Annotated in this window: 19 protein-coding genes; all 19 read right to left on the bottom strand. The window is 41.5% G+C overall.

Going from position 1 to position 16,200, the window contains the following annotated elements:
* Nucleotides 1-3 precede the first annotated feature (3 nt).
* Entirely contained in the window at nt 4-366 is a 363-nt protein-coding gene (gene aroH, locus HLI_RS00480) for a chorismate mutase (protein WP_128522547.1), read from the bottom strand.
* A 6-nt stretch (nt 367-372) separates the two neighbouring features.
* Nucleotides 373-1,443 (bottom strand): 3-dehydroquinate synthase, encoded by a 1,071-nt coding sequence (aroB, locus tag HLI_RS00475; RefSeq protein ID WP_128522546.1) that lies wholly within the window; start codon nt 1,441-1,443, stop codon nt 373-375.
* Nucleotides 1,443-2,612: a chorismate synthase gene (gene aroC, locus HLI_RS00470; RefSeq protein WP_128522545.1), complete on the bottom strand. Its 1,170-nt coding sequence runs from the start codon at nt 2,610-2,612 to the stop codon at nt 1,443-1,445. The genes aroB and aroC overlap by 1 nt, the downstream gene beginning before the upstream one ends.
* 365 nt (nt 2,613-2,977) lie before the next feature.
* Nucleotides 2,978-3,754 carry a CheR family methyltransferase gene (locus tag HLI_RS00465; protein WP_128522544.1) on the bottom strand — a complete coding sequence of 259 codons (777 nt, stop codon included), beginning with the start codon at nt 3,752-3,754 and terminating at the stop codon, nt 2,978-2,980.
* 401 nt (nt 3,755-4,155) lie between these two features.
* Nucleotides 4,156-4,602, bottom strand: coding sequence for a nucleoside-diphosphate kinase (gene ndk / locus HLI_RS00460; RefSeq protein ID WP_128522543.1), 447 nt, complete (start codon nt 4,600-4,602; stop codon nt 4,156-4,158).
* A gap of 91 nt (nt 4,603-4,693) precedes the next feature.
* Nucleotides 4,694-5,665, bottom strand: coding sequence for a heptaprenyl diphosphate synthase component II (gene hepT, locus HLI_RS00455; RefSeq protein WP_128522542.1), 972 nt, complete (start codon nt 5,663-5,665; stop codon nt 4,694-4,696).
* Between the two features lie 16 nt (nt 5,666-5,681).
* Nucleotides 5,682-6,389, bottom strand: coding sequence for a demethylmenaquinone methyltransferase (locus HLI_RS00450; RefSeq protein ID WP_128522541.1), 708 nt, complete (start codon nt 6,387-6,389; stop codon nt 5,682-5,684).
* 2 nt (nt 6,390-6,391) lie between these two features.
* Entirely contained in the window at nt 6,392-7,195 is an 804-nt protein-coding gene (locus HLI_RS00445) for a heptaprenyl diphosphate synthase component 1 (RefSeq protein WP_128522540.1), read from the bottom strand.
* A gap of 90 nt (nt 7,196-7,285) precedes the next feature.
* The gene (gene mtrB / locus HLI_RS00440) at nt 7,286-7,510 is read right to left on the bottom strand and encodes a trp RNA-binding attenuation protein MtrB (protein WP_128522539.1); all 225 of its coding nucleotides are present in this window, start codon (nt 7,508-7,510) and stop codon (nt 7,286-7,288) included.
* Between the two features lie 194 nt (nt 7,511-7,704).
* The gene (locus HLI_RS00435; RefSeq protein ID WP_008638574.1) at nt 7,705-7,977 is read right to left on the bottom strand and encodes an HU family DNA-binding protein; all 273 of its coding nucleotides are present in this window, start codon (nt 7,975-7,977) and stop codon (nt 7,705-7,707) included.
* Nucleotides 7,978-8,666: 689 nt separating this feature from the next.
* The gene (gene spoIVA, locus HLI_RS00430; RefSeq protein WP_128522538.1) at nt 8,667-10,145 is read right to left on the bottom strand and encodes a stage IV sporulation protein A; all 1,479 of its coding nucleotides are present in this window, start codon (nt 10,143-10,145) and stop codon (nt 8,667-8,669) included.
* A gap of 307 nt (nt 10,146-10,452) precedes the next feature.
* A complete protein-coding gene (locus tag HLI_RS00425) occupies nt 10,453-11,181 on the bottom strand; it encodes a hypothetical protein (protein WP_128522537.1) in 729 nt (242 codons plus the stop codon).
* 16 nt (nt 11,182-11,197) lie between these two features.
* Nucleotides 11,198-11,395 (bottom strand): DUF2768 domain-containing protein, encoded by a 198-nt coding sequence (locus HLI_RS00420; protein WP_128522536.1) that lies wholly within the window; start codon nt 11,393-11,395, stop codon nt 11,198-11,200.
* Nucleotides 11,396-11,594: 199 nt separating this feature from the next.
* The gene (locus tag HLI_RS00415; protein ID WP_128522535.1) at nt 11,595-11,852 is read right to left on the bottom strand and encodes a stage VI sporulation protein F; all 258 of its coding nucleotides are present in this window, start codon (nt 11,850-11,852) and stop codon (nt 11,595-11,597) included.
* Between the two features lie 61 nt (nt 11,853-11,913).
* The gene (locus tag HLI_RS00410) at nt 11,914-12,954 is read right to left on the bottom strand and encodes an NAD(P)H-dependent glycerol-3-phosphate dehydrogenase (RefSeq protein ID WP_128522534.1); all 1,041 of its coding nucleotides are present in this window, start codon (nt 12,952-12,954) and stop codon (nt 11,914-11,916) included.
* A 25-nt stretch (nt 12,955-12,979) separates the two neighbouring features.
* Entirely contained in the window at nt 12,980-14,290 is a 1,311-nt protein-coding gene (gene der, locus HLI_RS00405) for a ribosome biogenesis GTPase Der (protein ID WP_128522533.1), read from the bottom strand.
* Between the two features lie 185 nt (nt 14,291-14,475).
* A complete protein-coding gene (locus tag HLI_RS00400; protein ID WP_128522532.1) occupies nt 14,476-14,661 on the bottom strand; it encodes a capping complex subunit for YIEGIA in 186 nt (61 codons plus the stop codon).
* A gap of 12 nt (nt 14,662-14,673) precedes the next feature.
* Complete coding sequence (locus HLI_RS00395) at nt 14,674-15,543, bottom strand: YIEGIA family protein (RefSeq protein ID WP_128522531.1); 870 nt, start codon at nt 15,541-15,543, stop codon at nt 14,674-14,676.
* Nucleotides 15,540-16,136 carry a YphA family membrane protein gene (locus HLI_RS00390; protein WP_128522530.1) on the bottom strand — a complete coding sequence of 199 codons (597 nt, stop codon included), beginning with the start codon at nt 16,134-16,136 and terminating at the stop codon, nt 15,540-15,542. The genes HLI_RS00395 and HLI_RS00390 overlap by 4 nt, the downstream gene beginning before the upstream one ends.
* Nucleotides 16,137-16,200: the final 64 nt, after the last annotated feature.

Genomic DNA, 16,200 nt, shown 5'->3' with positions numbered 1-16,200 from the left:
CTCTCAACTCTTTAAATCCGGTCTTAACTGTTTTGCGTCATAATGATAAATATGTTTGATTTCCTTTTGCTGCTTATCCGTTTCTACCGTTACCATAACGCGAATACAATTAGGCAGACTCCCGGGGACGGGAATTTCCCTCATGCACATGACAGGTACATAAGTCCATCCCTCCAACTTGCGTAACGATTTTGCTGGAAATGTATCATTGATGTCCTGGGTGACAGTGAAAAAGACAGAAACGACACTCTCGGCCTGAATCTGATTGGACTGAATGACATCTTTAAGCAGTTCTACGGATTTCTCAACGATTTCATCCGCTTCATTATTTTCAACTGTGGTCGCTCCACGTACTCCTCTGATCATTTTCACTCACCTCGCAGAAATCATTCTTTTTAATTCATGAACCAGCTCTTCATCACCCATTTGTATCACATATGGAGAGCCGGTTTTTTCCAAAAGAACAAAATTGATATTTTGGTGTACTGTCTTTTTATCCCATTTCATCCGCTTGAGTAACTGCTCAGGATCCAATTTTGTCATAATTGAAGTCGGGTATTTGTTTTTTTCTAACCAGTTTACATAATCTTTTATTGGCAAATGAGCGCTATTTTTAATTTCACTTAACTGTAAGGTGAATAAAAGTCCGATAGCTACTGCTTCCCCGTGCGTAATTTCCCCGTATCCCAACTCTGCCTCAATTGCATGGGCGAGTGTGTGTCCGAGATTGAGGTGCTTCCTGATTCCTGCTTCCCTCTCATCCTCTTCTACGATAGAAGCTTTAACACGGACGCCTTTCGTCAAATCTTGTTTCAGCTGTTGGCTCGTCAGGTCCTTCAAGGATTGTTGCAAAAGGTTTTTCACCCAGGATTCATCACTTAAAAATGCATGTTTGATGACTTCTCCGTAACCTGAACGGATCTCGCGTTCAGGCAAGCTTTTAAGCGTCTCCACATCATAAATGACCTGTTTAGGATTATAGAAACTTCCAATCAAGTTTTTCCCTTTTGGATGGTTAATGGCGACTTTCCCGCCTACACTGCTATCATGAGCAAGGATGCTTGTCGGCATTTGAATATAATCGATTCCTCTTAGATACGTTGAAGCCACGAATCCAGCCAGGTCACCAATCATCCCCCCACCAAGGGCAATGATTAAGGAGTGACGGTCAAGTTGAGCGTCTATGCATTGGTCAAGAAGAGACCGGTAGTGTTCCATGCTTTTCGATGATTCTCCACTCGGGACCACTGCTGTGTGGAGGTTTTCAACAGAAGATAAGTGTTTTGTAATGTCATTCAAATAGTGGCCCGCTACCGTAGTATCCGTAATCACCAAAACAGTTTGATAGTTTTTCAGTAATCTTTCTGCTAATTGATTTCTCAAGCCTGATCCTATCTCTACTTCATATTCGTGTGTACTGGAATGAATGGTGATTGTAGTCATTAAAATTCCCTGACTTCCTGCCTGTAATCATCCACTGCTCGTTTCAGACGAGGGAAGTAATCAGATGGAAACTCCTCGGTAATTGCTTTTGCCAGCTCAAAAGCGACGATGTGTTCCATTACGACAGATGCTGCCGGTACTGCACAGGAATCAGAACGCTCGATACTTGCATTGAAAGGTTCCTTCGTTTCAATATCCACGCTTTGTAATGGCTTGTACAGGGTAGGGATCGGTTTCATCACGCCTTTGACTACAATCGGCATTCCTGTCGTCATTCCACCTTCAAACCCTCCTAAACGGTTAGTGCGACGTCGGTATCCTTTCGTTTCATCCCACAAAATTTCATCGTGGACCTGGCTGCCATTTCTCCTGGCTGCTTCAAAGCCGATGCCAAACTCTACACCTTTATAGGCATTGATGCTCATAACACTTCCGGCAATTTTCGCGTCCAGCTTACGGTCATATTGGACATACGAGCCAATACCTGGAGGCATTCCTTCAACGTAAACCTCCGTTACCCCGCCAATTGTGTCGCCTTCTTTTTTCGCTGCATCTATGGCATGCATCATTTTTTCTGCAGCTGCTTCATCAAAAGTACGAACAGGGGAAGCTTCCGATATTTCCCGTCGTTCCTTGAGAGATAAGTCTTCGTCGACCTCACTGACGATACCGGCTATTTCTCTTACATATCCAGTCACTTCGATTCCTAATTCTTTAAGAAGGACTTTGGCGACTGCCCCAGCCCCGACGCGTGCAGCTGTCTCTCTGGCAGAAGAGCGTTCGAGAACGTTCCTCATATCTCTATGGCCGTATTTCATACCTCCATTCAAATCAGCATGACCAGGCCTTGGTTTCGTAACCGTACGGCGTATTTTTTGTGTATCTTCAGGAAGTGGGTCTTCTCCCATAATATCTATCCAGTGTTTGAAATCATCATTATGTACGACTAATGTGATTGGAGAGCCTAATGTATATCCATGACGCACACCACTCGTTACTTCGACGAGGTCTTTTTCAATTTGCATACGTTTGCCACGACCATATCCTCCTTGGCGACGAATTAAGGATTCATTGATTTGATCTTTAAGAAGTGGCAGATGGGAAGGAATCCCTTCAATAATTGTGGTCAACTGTTTACCATGTGATTCACCAGCGGTTAAGTAGCGCATGAACAACGTACCTCCTGTGTTTCTGAGATTTTCTCACTTTAAACCGTGAGAGTGTTTTAAATTTTAGATACTACTATATCATATGGACATCCATTTGTGATGCTTAAATATCCGAAATTTTATAAAAAAAGCCGGAAAGCGCTTCCGACTCTTTTTTTATTACATTTTATTCAGCCATTCTTCTTCAATAAAATCAATTAGTTCAATTATTTCTTGAAATTTTATCTGAAATAATTTGATTAAAAATAAGGAGGTCATTCTAAGTAAGGCCACCCATCATCTCCTCTCTCAAGAATCTCGAAACTAAGCCTTCCAGATAACTGCCAATACTTCATGGCCTTTTATGAAAAATACAACTACAGTACTTAATGTTGCTTTATATAAAAGAATGTATCATATACATCAAATCCATACTTTTGAGGCGAAAAGATTTGTTCTGTGCTGCCAACGAAAAAAATCGCTCCATCTTCCAAAGATGAGCTGAACTTTCTATAAATGCTCTCTTTCGCTTCTTCCGTGAAATAAATAAGCACATTACGGCAGACAATCAAGTCACAGCTCTTTTCATAACGATCTGCTAACAGGTTGTGCTTTTTAAAAGTGACGCACTTTTTAATTTCTTTTTTTACTTCATACAGAGGACCATCTTTGATGAAGTACTCGCTCTTCACTTCATTTGAAACTTCTTTGAGTGAGCGTTCATGATATCTTCCTGCTTCTGCTCGCTCAAGAGCATTTTGATCGAGATCCGTAGCTATAATCTCCACTTGCCTAAGAGGAATGTATTTGCTGAGGATCATGGCTAATGTATAAGGTTCTTCTCCTGTCGAACAAGCGGCACTCCATATCTTCAAGCTTTTTTTCTTTTGAAGCAGATAAGGAATGACTTTATTTTCAAGGACTTCAAATCGTTTACGGTTACGATAAAATTCGGAAACATTGATTGTCATCCGGTCAAGAAATTCATCAAGTAATGCCGGATCCCCGTTCAATGTTTGAAAATAACTATGAAAGTTCTTATAGCCCCTTTTCTCACGGAGGGAGGTTAGTCTTCTTTTCATCTGGGCTTCTTTGTATAAGGATAAATCAATTCCTGTCTTATTATGTATCTGCTGAATAAATTCTTGATAATCACTGCTCATCATCTAACTCCTTACCCTTCTATTCCATATTAAGACTACTTCACCATTTCCAACTTGTAAATATACAAGTTTTCTGAAGTTTAAAAAACTAACATTCCTTATACCGAACTAAAAGGCAGGAGCCTTGTTCAGACTCGACAAGCTTCAGAATGAAAATTTAGTGAGCTGGTCTCCTCTCACTCACAGAAGGCATTGAGATCCCTGATGGGCAGGCGCTAGGGGTAAACACGGACACATAAATTCCCAAGAGGCCGCAGTACGCTGAAAACTATAGCACAAGAAGCCGGCATTCAATCAGTATGTTAATATTCTTCCTATCAAAAAAAGCCACCTGTTTGTAGGTGGCTTTCATTCTAATAAAAATTGAATATCCTAGAGAGTCCTATTGACTTGTAACTGGATTAATATACCCAGTTCAAGTTGTCTTTTTGGTAATCGACAATTTCTTCTTTGTTAAAGAATAAACCAATTTCCCGCTCAGCACTCTCAGGGGAATCTGAGCCATGGATGACATTTTTACCGACTGTGACACCAAAGTCTCCACGGATGGTCCCAGGTGCAGCTTCTGACGGTTTTGTCGCTCCCATCATTTGGCGTGCCGTAGCGATGACCCCTTCACCCTCCCATACCATGGCAAAAACCGGTCCGGAAGTGATAAAGTCCACAAGTTCACCGAAAAAAGGTTTTTCTTTATGTTCACCATAATGTTCTTCGGCTAGTGATTCAGGAATCGCCATCAGCTTAGCCCCTGCCAATTTAAAACCTTTTTGTTCGAACCTTGCTGTAATATCACCAATCAAACTACGTTGTACACCATCAGGTTTAACCATTAAAAAAGTCTTTTCCATGACAAACACCTCATCTTATGTATAGTGTGAAAGCGCTTTTAATAAGTGCCATAAAAAAGTCTATCAAACAATGGAGAGAAAGGCAATAGGTTTATGCCCTTCTTTTTCCAATATACTTTGCAATCCCCTTCAATGTCTGTTTGGCACGGTTTGCAGGAAGTCTTTCGAGTGATTGATAGGCTTTTTTCAAATAACGGTCGCTGATTTCCAGTGATCGCTCAATCGATCCATTAGTTTGAATCGTGTCAATCAATGGACGAAGATCTTCCATAGTCCATTCCTCTCTCTTCTGAAAGGCTGTTTCCAGACGCTTTTTGAAATAGGGATCTTCCATAGATATAAGTACAGGAAGCGTAATATTACCTTGTAACAAGTCACCACCTGCAGGTTTGCCCAGCTGTTTTTCAGAAGCTGTAAAATCAAGCACATCATCAATGATTTGGTAACTCATCCCTACGTAGTATCCATATTGATATAAGGCGGTTTCTTGTTCATCATCTACGTTTGCTGCAATAGCTCCCAAACGGCAACTTGCGGCGATCAGCAAAGCCGTTTTACGTTTGATTCGCCGCAGGTAAGTTCTCAAGTCCTGCTCAATATTATATTTATCTTTTATTTGTTCAATTTCCCCGAGACAAAGCTCCACCATCGTTTTCGCAAGTATCTGGTGGGCCCTGGGGTTCTCGAGTGCTGACAAATTTTCTAATGACCGAGCAAATATGTAATCTCCTGTGTACATAGCAATGCGGTTATCCCAGCGCGCCTTTATCGTCGGTTCTCCACGTCTCAATTGAGCTTCATCGATGACATCATCATGGACGAGGGAAGCCGTATGTATAAGCTCCAGCGAAACAGCGACTGCTTTCATTCGCTCAATATCATAGTCTCCGAACTTTCCAGCCAACAGCACGAAGACAGGACGGATTCTTTTCCCACCGGCTTGAAGTAACTGACTTGACGCTTGTCGTAAAACTGTGTTGTCAGACTGAATCGTTTCGTTGACAGCATTTTCAATCACGGCTAAATCATTTTTCAAAAATGAATAGATCATGGCTAATTTCATCGCACTTCATCCTTAATTAAAGCTTTTCACCCATATGCATGGCTGCAACGCCGCCTGTATAGGATTTGACTTTCACGTAACTGAATCCGACGTCTTCAAACATCTTCTTCAACTCTCTTTTACCTGGGAAGTCTTTCGCCGATTCATGAAGCCAGCTATACTCCTGGTAACTTTTTGCAAAAAGCTTTCCGAACAATGGCATGATGTTGGCGAAATATAAGTAATACAATTTCTTGAATAATGGGTTGGTCGGTTGTGAGGTTTCCAAGCATACGACCTTTCCACCTGGTTTAACGACGCGATACATTTCCCGTAATACCTGTTTGTAATCCGGAACATTCCGCAATCCGAAACCAATGGTTACAAAGTCGAATTGATCATCTTCAAAAGGAAGATCCATTGCGTTGCCATGTTGAAATTCAACTTGGCGGACGCTGCCTGCAAGTTTCTTCTTGATCCCCACCGAAAGCATATTTTCACTAAAGTCCAAACCGATGACTTTTCCGTTCGAACCCACTTCTTTTGCGAGAGCCATCGTCCAGTCTCCTGTCCCACAGCAAACGTCAAGCGTTTGGTCGCCTTCAGCGACATTCATTCGCTTCATGACATCCTTACGCCACAGTCTGTGCTGTTGGAATGAGATGATAGAATTCATTTTGTCATAACGGTTATAAATATTTTCAAATACGTGGTGTACCCGCTCTTCTTTCGTTTGTGGTTCCATGTTCACCCTTCTTCCGCAATCTGTCTCTGATTGAATTGATGATGGATCGCTGAATGGACGTATGATTTCAGCCAGTTGAAATGGATAGGCAATTGAGAAACTGTCATCTCCAGGCGGTTGATATGGTTTTGCAACGTTTGCTCAATGTTCACCAGTACTTGTCCATTATTCCCCAGGATACCGGGTCTTCTTGTCAGAACGTCGAATAACGGGGAAAAATTACCTTCTTGGTATGTCCTTTTCTCTTCCAGTAATTTTTTCGCTAACAACCATTCTCCTGCCATATCATTGATCGTCGTCTTTTGGACGTAAGAAGCAACTCTCTGAATAAGCAGTGACTCGATTTTCTTCAATCCTTCTAAAAATTCCTGGAAAGATTCCACATCTTTATAATAGAGTTCCATTTTCAATTCATTGATTTCCTTGATGGCTCCCGCAAGTGTATGAATCATCGGGATATCATCAAGCTGGGATAATAAATAGTAATATAATCCGCTGAAATAATCACCGGCCAGAACAGTCAATTGGCGATTCCTGACCGTATCCTTGTCATCATCTTCTTCTGTCAGTGTGACCAGGTCGTGAGTATCTAGCGCAATTTGAACAAGCATCGTGGTGACGATGTACTGTTCTTTTTTGACATCTGAAAGATTAGTGTGATCCATGATGGATGATAGAATGACCAGCTTGTCTTCATCAATCGTCGGTTCAGGGATGAAACGAACCAAATAAGGATGGCGAACTTTAGATGCAATTTTCTGTTTCAGCTGTTTGATATCGTTATCTGAAGATTTCAACTTGATCACCTGGTCCCTTCCTGAACACTATTAAACCACTCCTATTATAGCATAATTCACCAATCTGCGCTTGTTATGTATACGGTCTCAAAAGCTATCTCACTCTGTTTCATTCGTCATTTCACCGTGACTGGTCTGAATGACGGCTTTCCCCCTGACTTTCACAGCAGATGTATGTTCTGTAAATTGAGCAATCATCACCTCTCCGCGATCAAGCTTCTCCGAATGGTGAAATCTTGTATCCGTCCCGCGGGTCAATCCGATAACATTCACGCCATCTTCCAGGGCTTTAATCACAAAAAAATCATTGGTCTCTGCAGACATATTTGAAGCCTCCTTCTTTTATCATTACTATCTCTTAACAGGTGTTCTTTGTCAAAATATCCACCTTGGTTTCTTTATTTCACGAAGCATCTCTTATTTGTTAAGACCATTATAGCCATAAGATAATCTTTTTAAAAATACAAAAAAGAAAAAGGGTGCACAGTGCACCCTTTTTCCAAGCCCTATGTAGCTAATTATTTAACTGCATCTTTAAGGGCTTTACCAGGTTTGAAAGCTGGTACTTTGCTGGCAGAGATTTCGATCTCTTCTCCAGTTTGTGGATTACGGCCTTTACGTGCCGCACGCTCACGAACTTCAAAGTTTCCGAATCCGATAAGTTGGACTTTATCACCGTCTTTAAGTGAATCCATGATAGATTCGAATACAGAATCTACAGCTTGCGTAGCATCTTTCTTAGAAAGATCAGCTTTTTCAGATACCGCGTTGATTAGATCTGTTTTATTCATGACATTCACCTCCTCTCACGAAGGTTTAACTCATTCAAGTGGTGTCATATCCACTTCAAATGTTTATTTAGCAGTCATCATTTGATGACAAGCCTTATAATAAACGAGTTTTCTACGAAATTCAATAGACAATCCTTTTAAAATCGCGTAACAAAGCGATTTCTTTACTGAATTCCACCTCATTTCATAAGTAGACTAACATAAACCACTTGGATGAGCAACACTTCAACAACCGCGTCATGACAGGGTTTTTGACCTTTTTTATACCTTCACTTCTGTTAATACGACATCAAGATGAGAAACTCCTTTAAAAAGAATAAAATTTCCGTTAAAAAAATTGATTTAAAGCTTTTCATGCAGTTATGTATACCGTTTTCACCTCTCGACAGAGCCATCCCCGTCAGATTCAGTTCCCATTACAAAAGTTGAAAATCATCATACTATTAAAATGCAGTACGATGACTGGCTGGATTGAAACATACGAAGTCAGAGCTTTTATTCAAGGTTTATTTGACCAGTAACTCTATGAAATCATTTGATTTAAAGTATAAGAGCCCCTCTTGCAAAACCAGCCATCAACGAAGCTTGAAGCGCATGAAATTAAGGCAAAAAAATCAGAGGGTCTCTTTACTTTTCAAGACTTTAGCAGTGTTCACTGGTGAAAAATTAAAACGGCCCCCTCGGAGCCGTTATAAAATGATAGCGATCATGCCGCCAGACCCTTCATTAATGATACGTTCCAGTGTTTCTTTTAATTTATATCTTGCGTTTTCAGGCATTAAAGCTAATTTTGCCTGGATCCCTTCGCGGACTATAGAACTCAAAGACCGACCGAATATATCTGAATTCCAGATGGATAATGGATCTTCTTCAAAGTCCTGCATCAAATATCGGACCAGTTCTTCGCTCTGTTTTTCGGTACCGATGATTGGTGAAAACTCTGATTGCACATCCACTTTCACCATATGAATGGAAGGTGCCACCGCTTTAAGCCTAACTCCGAAACGTGACCCTTGCCGGATGATTTCCGGTTCGTCTAAAGTCATATCCTCTAAACTTGGAGCTGCAATTCCATATCCTGTTTGTTTAACCATTTGCAGTGCGTCAGCCACGATATCATACTCACGTTTTGCATGGGAGAAATCCTGCATGATTTCCAGCAAGTGGTCTTTGCCTCGAATCTCTTCGCCGACTATCTCTTTTAGAACATGATCATATAAGTGCTCGGGAGCTTGTAAATCAATCTCCGCTACTCCTTCACCTAGATCCATTCCGGATATATGAGCACCTGTGATGTACTCATACTGATCAAAATTATCGACAACGCTATCAACATCCCGTAGCCGCTTGATATCTTTCACTGTCTCCTCAATCGCGAGCTGTAAGTTGTTTCTCAACCAGTGTCTGGAATCGAGCACCATGACCCAGCTCGGAAGGTTGACATTGACTTCTAATACCGGAAATTCAAATAACGCTTCTCTAAGAACGCTTTGTACATCTTGTTCCCGCATGCTCTCTACTGAAAGAGCGAGACAAGGGATGTCGTATTTTTCTGAAAGTTTTTGTCTCAGCTTTTCTGTATTCGGATGGTGCGGTTGAGCAGAGTTCACAATCATTATGAATGGTTTACCGACTTCTCTCAATTCCTCAACGACTTTTTCTTCTGCTTCTACATAATCCTCCCGGGCAATCTCACCGATGGTACCATCAGTCGTGACGACAATTCCGATTGTAGAATGCTCCTGGATAACTTTTTGCGTCCCGATTTCTGCTGCTTCATGAAAAGGGATTGCCTCTTCATACCAGGGCGTATGGATCATACGAGGACCATGCTCATCTTCGTAACCCACCGCACCTTTAACCGCATACCCTACACAGTCCACCATACGCACACGAATGTCGAGGTGGTCATCTATATTGATGTTAGCGGCTTGGTTAGGGACAAACTTGGGTTCTGTTGTCATGATTGTTTTTCCTGCTGCACTTTGAGGCAGTTCGTCTAATGCTCGTTCACGATCGGATTCTTCCTCCATGTTCGGTAAGACGACGAGTTCCATGAATTTCTTTATAAATGTAGATTTTCCTGTACGAACAGCTCCTACGACTCCTAAATAAATATCTCCATTTGTCCGTTTGGAAATATCACTGAAGATATCAACCTTTTCCAAAGGATCCCCTCCCAAATAAAATTTCACCATCATACAAGCCTAGACAATCTAATTCTATGACATTGTCCTAGTGATTTATGCAAGAAATTAATTCTCAAGGAAAATGAATTCACGATAGGCAATAAAAAGTCATAGATTAATATAATTTCTCAAGATGTCCAGGCAGCTGTATATAGAAAAATACATATGTAGCTGGAACCAGAGAAACAAAACCAGTCACTTAATGATTTTGAAAGCTGGCCCCGGCCGTATTTGATTCTCTATTCTATGAAAAAAACCGCTCCCCTATGCAGGGAGCGGTATATATTCAGGAAGACGGAGCTTCACTCATGAAAATCGGTTCACCATCCTGAACGGTATATGGTTTTGAATAAGCCGGAACAAACGGGGTATGATCCGTTAATAAATAGCGAATATCCTCACCTGTACCGTACGAATGTTCCTGATTCCTTAAATAGGTATATAAGTCTTTCCGAAAGTCGATGTATACTTTTCCTTGTTCATCAAGGAAGAACGGAAGGCGCTGGTCAGAATATGGGCTGTCCACCATCGGCGGTGCATCCATCCCCAGTTCCTCATGATCCAGTTTGTAGACACCAGGCGCAATAAACTCACCCAATGGTGGATACTTATTATTTTCTGTATAGAACTTCACCTTCACTTGTAATGAACGGACCTCTTCAGTGGCTCTTAAATCCAGAACTTTGACTGTTGGATCTGTTTCCACGTTAATGATGACATATTGATAGTGCCCTCCATTTTCGAATGATGTACCAGGGAGTTCTCCGATCAAATTCAATTCTTTCAGTTTTCCGAACTCAACCGGATATTTTTGAAAGATAGGTGTATCTTGTGGTTTTGTCTTTATCGGTAATAATCCGTTTTTTTGATTTTGATAATTATCTACAGCGTTTTGGACCATCTCCAATTGCGCTTGATTAGGCACTTTATTCTTTTGCAATTCACTTTGTGGATATAAACATCCCGATAAAAGGATGGCCAATAATGGCATAGAGAATAAAAGTAACCGTTTCATGTTGAGTCCCCCTTCATTAAGCCGTCGGTCCACTGAAGACGATGTAAAAAATGATGATTCCTCCAAAAATCATGAAAAGGTAAGCAAATGTAGCAACGATCGCCGCGCCGACCCCTTTCATTTTATGTCTGCTTAAGTAAATCAAACCAACTGCAAGAAATAATGAAATGATTCCAGCAAATGATATGTACATTTTCAGCATAGATTCAGACATAGCTCTTCCTCCTTCAGGCACATTTTGCTTTTGGTATTATACCACATGTTAACAGACCCGGACATAAAAAAAGAGCCGGGACAATCCCTTGCCCCGGGTGACTAAATAATTCCTAACCAGCTCATGTGTAATGATTGCTGCGTGTTATCTTATGCATACAATTGAAGGACCGCCTCCTCAGGCGCCCACTCACTCGCAGTTATTTTAAAAATTTGCCTAGCGTGTTCATATCAAGAGGCATGTTTTGCTTTGTGATCGCATCGACGATTTTATCTTCTTTTTGTTTCGAAACATTTTTGTTAGCGACTTTCGCTAACTGTCGTACAAGGCGACGTACGGTCTTCTCATCACTGAAATCTGCATTTTGCATAGAGTTCGCCACTTTAAATACATCTTCCGCATCGATGTTCGCCTTCTTTTTCAAATGATCGAAAATATTCTTCTGAAAATCACTCATTAACAATTGACCTCCTCGTACATTAGGTTCTGTGTAGTATATGCACGAAGGTCGACATTTGTCAGTCATTCATTTTTTCATCAAGAATATTCGTCAAATCCTCCATTTCATGCCTGCGGATTCTGGTCATCAATTGATCGACCACATCCCGGGGCGCTTCGTTTTCGAACAGAAGTCTGTAAATCCCTGTTGTAATCGGCATTTCAACTCCCTGGTTTTTGGCTAATTGATAGGCTGCCTTTGTCGTACGGACACCTTCAACAACCATTCCCATCTGTTCGAGGACTTCCTCTAAATCATTTCCTTGTCCCAATTTATAACCTGCACGCCAATTCCGGCTATGGGAACTTGTACAAGTGACAATCAAATCACCGACACCTGTGAGTCCAGAAAATGTCAAAGGGTTAGCACCCAAAGACGTACCGAGACGAGCAATTTCAGCCAGACCACGTGTGATCAAGGCTGCTTTAGCATTATCACCATATCCAAGACCGTCTGAAATACCTGCACCAAGCGCTATGATATTCTTCAATGCGCCTCCCAATTCTACGCCGACTAAGTCTGGAGATGTGTAGACACGGAACTGGCGGTTGATGAACACGTCCTGAACTTTTTTCGCTACTTCTAACTCCTCTGCAGATACAGTTACGGTGGTCGGTTGTCTGCGGCTGACTTCCTCTGCATGACTCGGTCCGGAAAGGACGACAACATCTTCATATAAATCGGATGGTATTTCTTCACGGATCACTTCAGACACTCGTTTATACGTGCCTGGTTCAATACCTTTGGAGGCATGTGTAAGTATAGCCTTATCCTTCATTACATGTTTCAATTGGCCGCACACTTCTCTCATAGCTTTTGTCGGCACAACAAGTATGATGTGTTCAGCACCATCTACAATGGTTTTCAAATCATCATTTGCAACAATTGATGACGGAAGTTCAATCCCTTGTAAGTATTTCTCATTGGTATGTGACTGGTTGATTTCGTCTGCTAATGATTTACGATGAGCCCATAAATGGACCTCATGACCATTATCTGCAAGCACTAGAGCGAGGGCGGTACCCCAGCTCCCTGCTCCTAATACAGCTACTTTACCCATCTTACCTAACTCCCTTCCTGGCCGATTAACTCCGTCTTCTTGCAAAAATCTTAATTGGAGTCCCTTCAAACCCGAATGCTTCGCGGATCCGGTTTTCAAGAAAACGTTCATAAGTGAAGTGCATCAATTCAGGTTCGTTTACAAACACAACGAAACTCGGCGGTTTGACCGACACTTGAGCCGCGTAGAAAATCTTAAGCTTTTGGCCTTTGACCGATGGTGTCGGATTCATCGCAAGCGCATCCATAATTACCTCGTTCAGGACATTTGTTTGTACGCGCATCGCGTGGTTTTCGCTCGCTTCCAACACTTTAGGTATGAGTGTGTGTATACGCTTTTTCGTTTTTGCTGATAAGAAGACTATAGGAGCATAATCCAAGAACCTGAAGTTATCCCTGACTTTATCTTGAAATTCTTTCATTGTCTTCTCTTCAATTTCCATCGTATCCCATTTATTTACGACTATTATAACTGCTTTGCCTGCTTCATGGGCATAGCCTGCTATCTTTTTATCCTGTTCCTGGATTCCCGTATCTGCATCAATCAACGCCAAAACAACATCCGAGCGTTCAATCGCTTTTAAAGCTCTCATGATACTGTATCTTTCAGTGGATTCATATACTTTGCCACGTTTTCTCATACCTGCCGTATCGATGATGACATAATCACGATCATCTTTAGTAAATGGAGTATCTATGGCATCTCTAGTCGTTCCTGCGATCTCACTGACGATCACCCGCTCTTGCCCCAATAGACTATTGACAAGTGAGGATTTGCCGACATTCGGCCGCCCGATCAGGCTGAAGCGGATTGTATCGTCATCAATTTCCTCTTGAATTTTTTCCGGAAAATGTTTGACGACTTCATCCAACATATCTCCAAGTCCTAAACCGTGGGTTCCCGAAATCGGGAAAGGCTCACCGAACCCGAGAGAATAAAATTCATAAATGTTCTCTCTCATTTCAGGATTGTCAACTTTGTTGACAGCTAAAACGACAGGCTTATTCGACTTGAAGAGCAGTTTAGCAACTTCTTCATCGGCGCCAGTAATTCCATCCCTGCCATTCACCATAAATACGATGACATCCGCCTCATCAATCGCAACCTGAGCTTGAGCTCTCATCTGAACGAGCAGTGGCTCGTCCCCGAGTTCAATCCCCCCTGTATCGATTACGTTAAAACGGGTGGTGAGCCATTCTGCTTCTGCATAAATACGGTCTCTTGTCACCCCTGGGGTGTCTTCTACGATAGATATTCTTTCTCCGACCAGTCGATTGAAAATCGTTGACTTACCGACATTCGGTCGACCTACTACAGCAATTACTGATTTTCTCATGAAAGGATCATCCTTTCTCTATTTCTATTTTCATTATTTCATGTTTCCTCAGTAGTGAAAAGCAAAAAAATACTGCTCTTCCAAGGAAGAGGATTTAACAGCCCATCTTCCGAAGAACAGCAGGAAGCCATTAACTTTATTATTTTAGCAAACTTTGTGAAAAGACACAATTCTTTATCTGATTGTCAATGCTTGACAATGATATATAGATGATCACTAAGAGCATGGGCGATTCCATCTAAAATTGCTTCCAAGTTAGCGGCGACTGCATCCATTTCTTCTTTTGTTTCACATTGAAATACAGCAGCACTGCCATGGACTTTATCAGTCTGGGTAGTAACGGCAGCTAAAATAGCTTTTTCCATCTTCATAGTAGATTCCTCCTACCGCTTTTTTGTAGGCATCTGGATAGCATTTTCCAGCACAGGTACAGCAGAAATGATTTCTTTCGCTCTTTCCGGGTCTTTTACTTGGGGCAGAATAAAGACTCCAATCCTGCCGTCGTTCAAGTCTCTCTTAATTAATGGAACGAGTGCCGGGGTTCCCGAATCACGAAAAACGCCCAGTGTTACAGAAACATCATGTAAGATTGCTTGTCTCTGACCTAAATTGGCGATTGTCGAGCGTATACTGAATGATTTTGGCGTCAACACAAAGCCCATGCCGTGCTTCATGATTTCTTCTTGCCGCTCTGGTAGCCCGATGTTCATAATATAAATGTTATCCACATACAATCCAGCCCCTTCGAATGACAATTCAGAATGTTCGACACTTACGATATCTGACAATTTTGATCCGCTCATGAGTATATTCGAAAGGACAAACGCAAGAACAGCGGCTGCAATTGCCACCCATATATTTACAGCCAAATAACATAAAGTTACGAGAAAGGAAGAAAAAATAACTAAATAGTTACGGCTTTCAAAAGCAACCGCAATTCCTTCAATATAAGTATTTCCCCTGGGGACAAGCTCAAAGGCATCCATTTCTGTCAACGTATTCCTTTCCATATTTCGCACTTCACGAAATTGAGAAGCAGCAAGCGTCAGGAAAGTAACTGCAGTAAACTCTTTCTCCATAATGGAGGGGATTGCAATCGTACCTAAAGCAGCTGCAATGAACCCTAAAGATAAATGGATTATTTTTCCGTGTAAATATGTTGGGTATTGCCGATAGTCTGTCCGCAGCATGAACACGCGTAATGCGGTGCCGATGACAATCCCGAAAAGAATGGGGTAAGTATATTCATTCACACAACAGCAGCTCCTTTGCTTGATGAGTTCAACCGTTTCCTGCGTATAGCACGCTTCAGGTTATGAACCCCATAGAAAACAAAAAGAAATAGTACTCCTTTGAGGACAAAGGTCATCATGGTCTGACTCTCAATCAGACCTTCATTAGAATAAGTCGAGAAAATTACGTAGGAACTTAACGTGCCTCCTGCGTTCATTAACATCCAAATTGCCAGTAAACCTTCTATGTCTTTAACAATCATCCGCAATAGTAAAAAAATGAGAACCATCCCCAGAGATATCCCAGGAAATTCCCCCCAAACAGGATGTATCACAAAAAACATGAGAATCGCTGCATATCCAATGCTTAAAACAAATGGCCAAAAGTGTTCAAAAATACTTCGATGTCTACGAACCCATAGATGAGTGCCAAACCCGGAAAGAAGGAGAACATGAATGTAGATGTGAGCTCCAGTACTTAATGAGGACACCGAAAATGTACACATGGCTATACCGATAAAGAGCATAAGAGCATGACGAAGTGTCCGCTTTTGAATATAAAAGATCACAATAATGGCAGCGATCCATGCATACCAATAAAAAATTGCCGTCATTTTTTCCTCTCCACCCTTTCTCAATTATTATGTGTGGTTCCCAGGACGTTTAAACGTCTAATAA

The sequence above is a fragment of the Halobacillus litoralis genome (genome assembly GCF_004101865.1).
GTDB lineage: Bacteria > Bacillota > Bacilli > Bacillales > Halobacillaceae > Halobacillus > Halobacillus litoralis_A.
Note: the sequence above shows the minus strand (reverse complement) of the source record. Positions and strands in the feature narration are given on the sequence as shown.

Coding starts and splice junctions, on each gene's coding strand:
- HLI_RS00425 (WP_128522537.1), bottom strand. CDS start 11,181: ATGAAACGGTTACTTTTATTCTCTATGCCATTATTGGCCATCCTTTTA.
- HLI_RS00465 (WP_128522544.1), bottom strand. CDS start 3,754: ATGAGCAGTGATTATCAAGAATTTATTCAGCAGATACATAATAAGACA.
- aroB (WP_128522546.1), bottom strand. CDS start 1,443: ATGACTACAATCACCATTCATTCCAGTACACACGAATATGAAGTAGAG.
- mtrB (WP_128522539.1), bottom strand. CDS start 7,510: ATGTCTGCAGAGACCAATGATTTTTTTGTGATTAAAGCCCTGGAAGAT.
- ndk (WP_128522543.1), bottom strand. CDS start 4,602: ATGGAAAAGACTTTTTTAATGGTTAAACCTGATGGTGTACAACGTAGT.
- HLI_RS00415 (WP_128522535.1), bottom strand. CDS start 11,852: ATGAGTGATTTTCAGAAGAATATTTTCGATCATTTGAAAAAGAAGGCG.
- HLI_RS00420 (WP_128522536.1), bottom strand. CDS start 11,395: ATGTCTGAATCTATGCTGAAAATGTACATATCATTTGCTGGAATCATT.
- HLI_RS00450 (WP_128522541.1), bottom strand. CDS start 6,389: ATGGAACCACAAACGAAAGAAGAGCGGGTACACCACGTATTTGAAAAT.
- der (WP_128522533.1), bottom strand. CDS start 14,290: ATGAGAAAATCAGTAATTGCTGTAGTAGGTCGACCGAATGTCGGTAAG.
- aroC (WP_128522545.1), bottom strand. CDS start 2,612: ATGCGCTACTTAACCGCTGGTGAATCACATGGTAAACAGTTGACCACA.
- hepT (WP_128522542.1), bottom strand. CDS start 5,665: ATGAAATTAGCCATGATCTATTCATTTTTGAAAAATGATTTAGCCGTG.
- HLI_RS00400 (WP_128522532.1), bottom strand. CDS start 14,661: ATGAAGATGGAAAAAGCTATTTTAGCTGCCGTTACTACCCAGACTGAT.
- HLI_RS00435 (WP_008638574.1), bottom strand. CDS start 7,977: ATGAATAAAACAGATCTAATCAACGCGGTATCTGAAAAAGCTGATCTT.
- HLI_RS00410 (WP_128522534.1), bottom strand. CDS start 12,954: ATGGGTAAAGTAGCTGTATTAGGAGCAGGGAGCTGGGGTACCGCCCTC.
- aroH (WP_128522547.1), bottom strand. CDS start 366: ATGATCAGAGGAGTACGTGGAGCGACCACAGTTGAAAATAATGAAGCG.
- HLI_RS00390 (WP_128522530.1), bottom strand. CDS start 16,136: ATGACGGCAATTTTTTATTGGTATGCATGGATCGCTGCCATTATTGTG.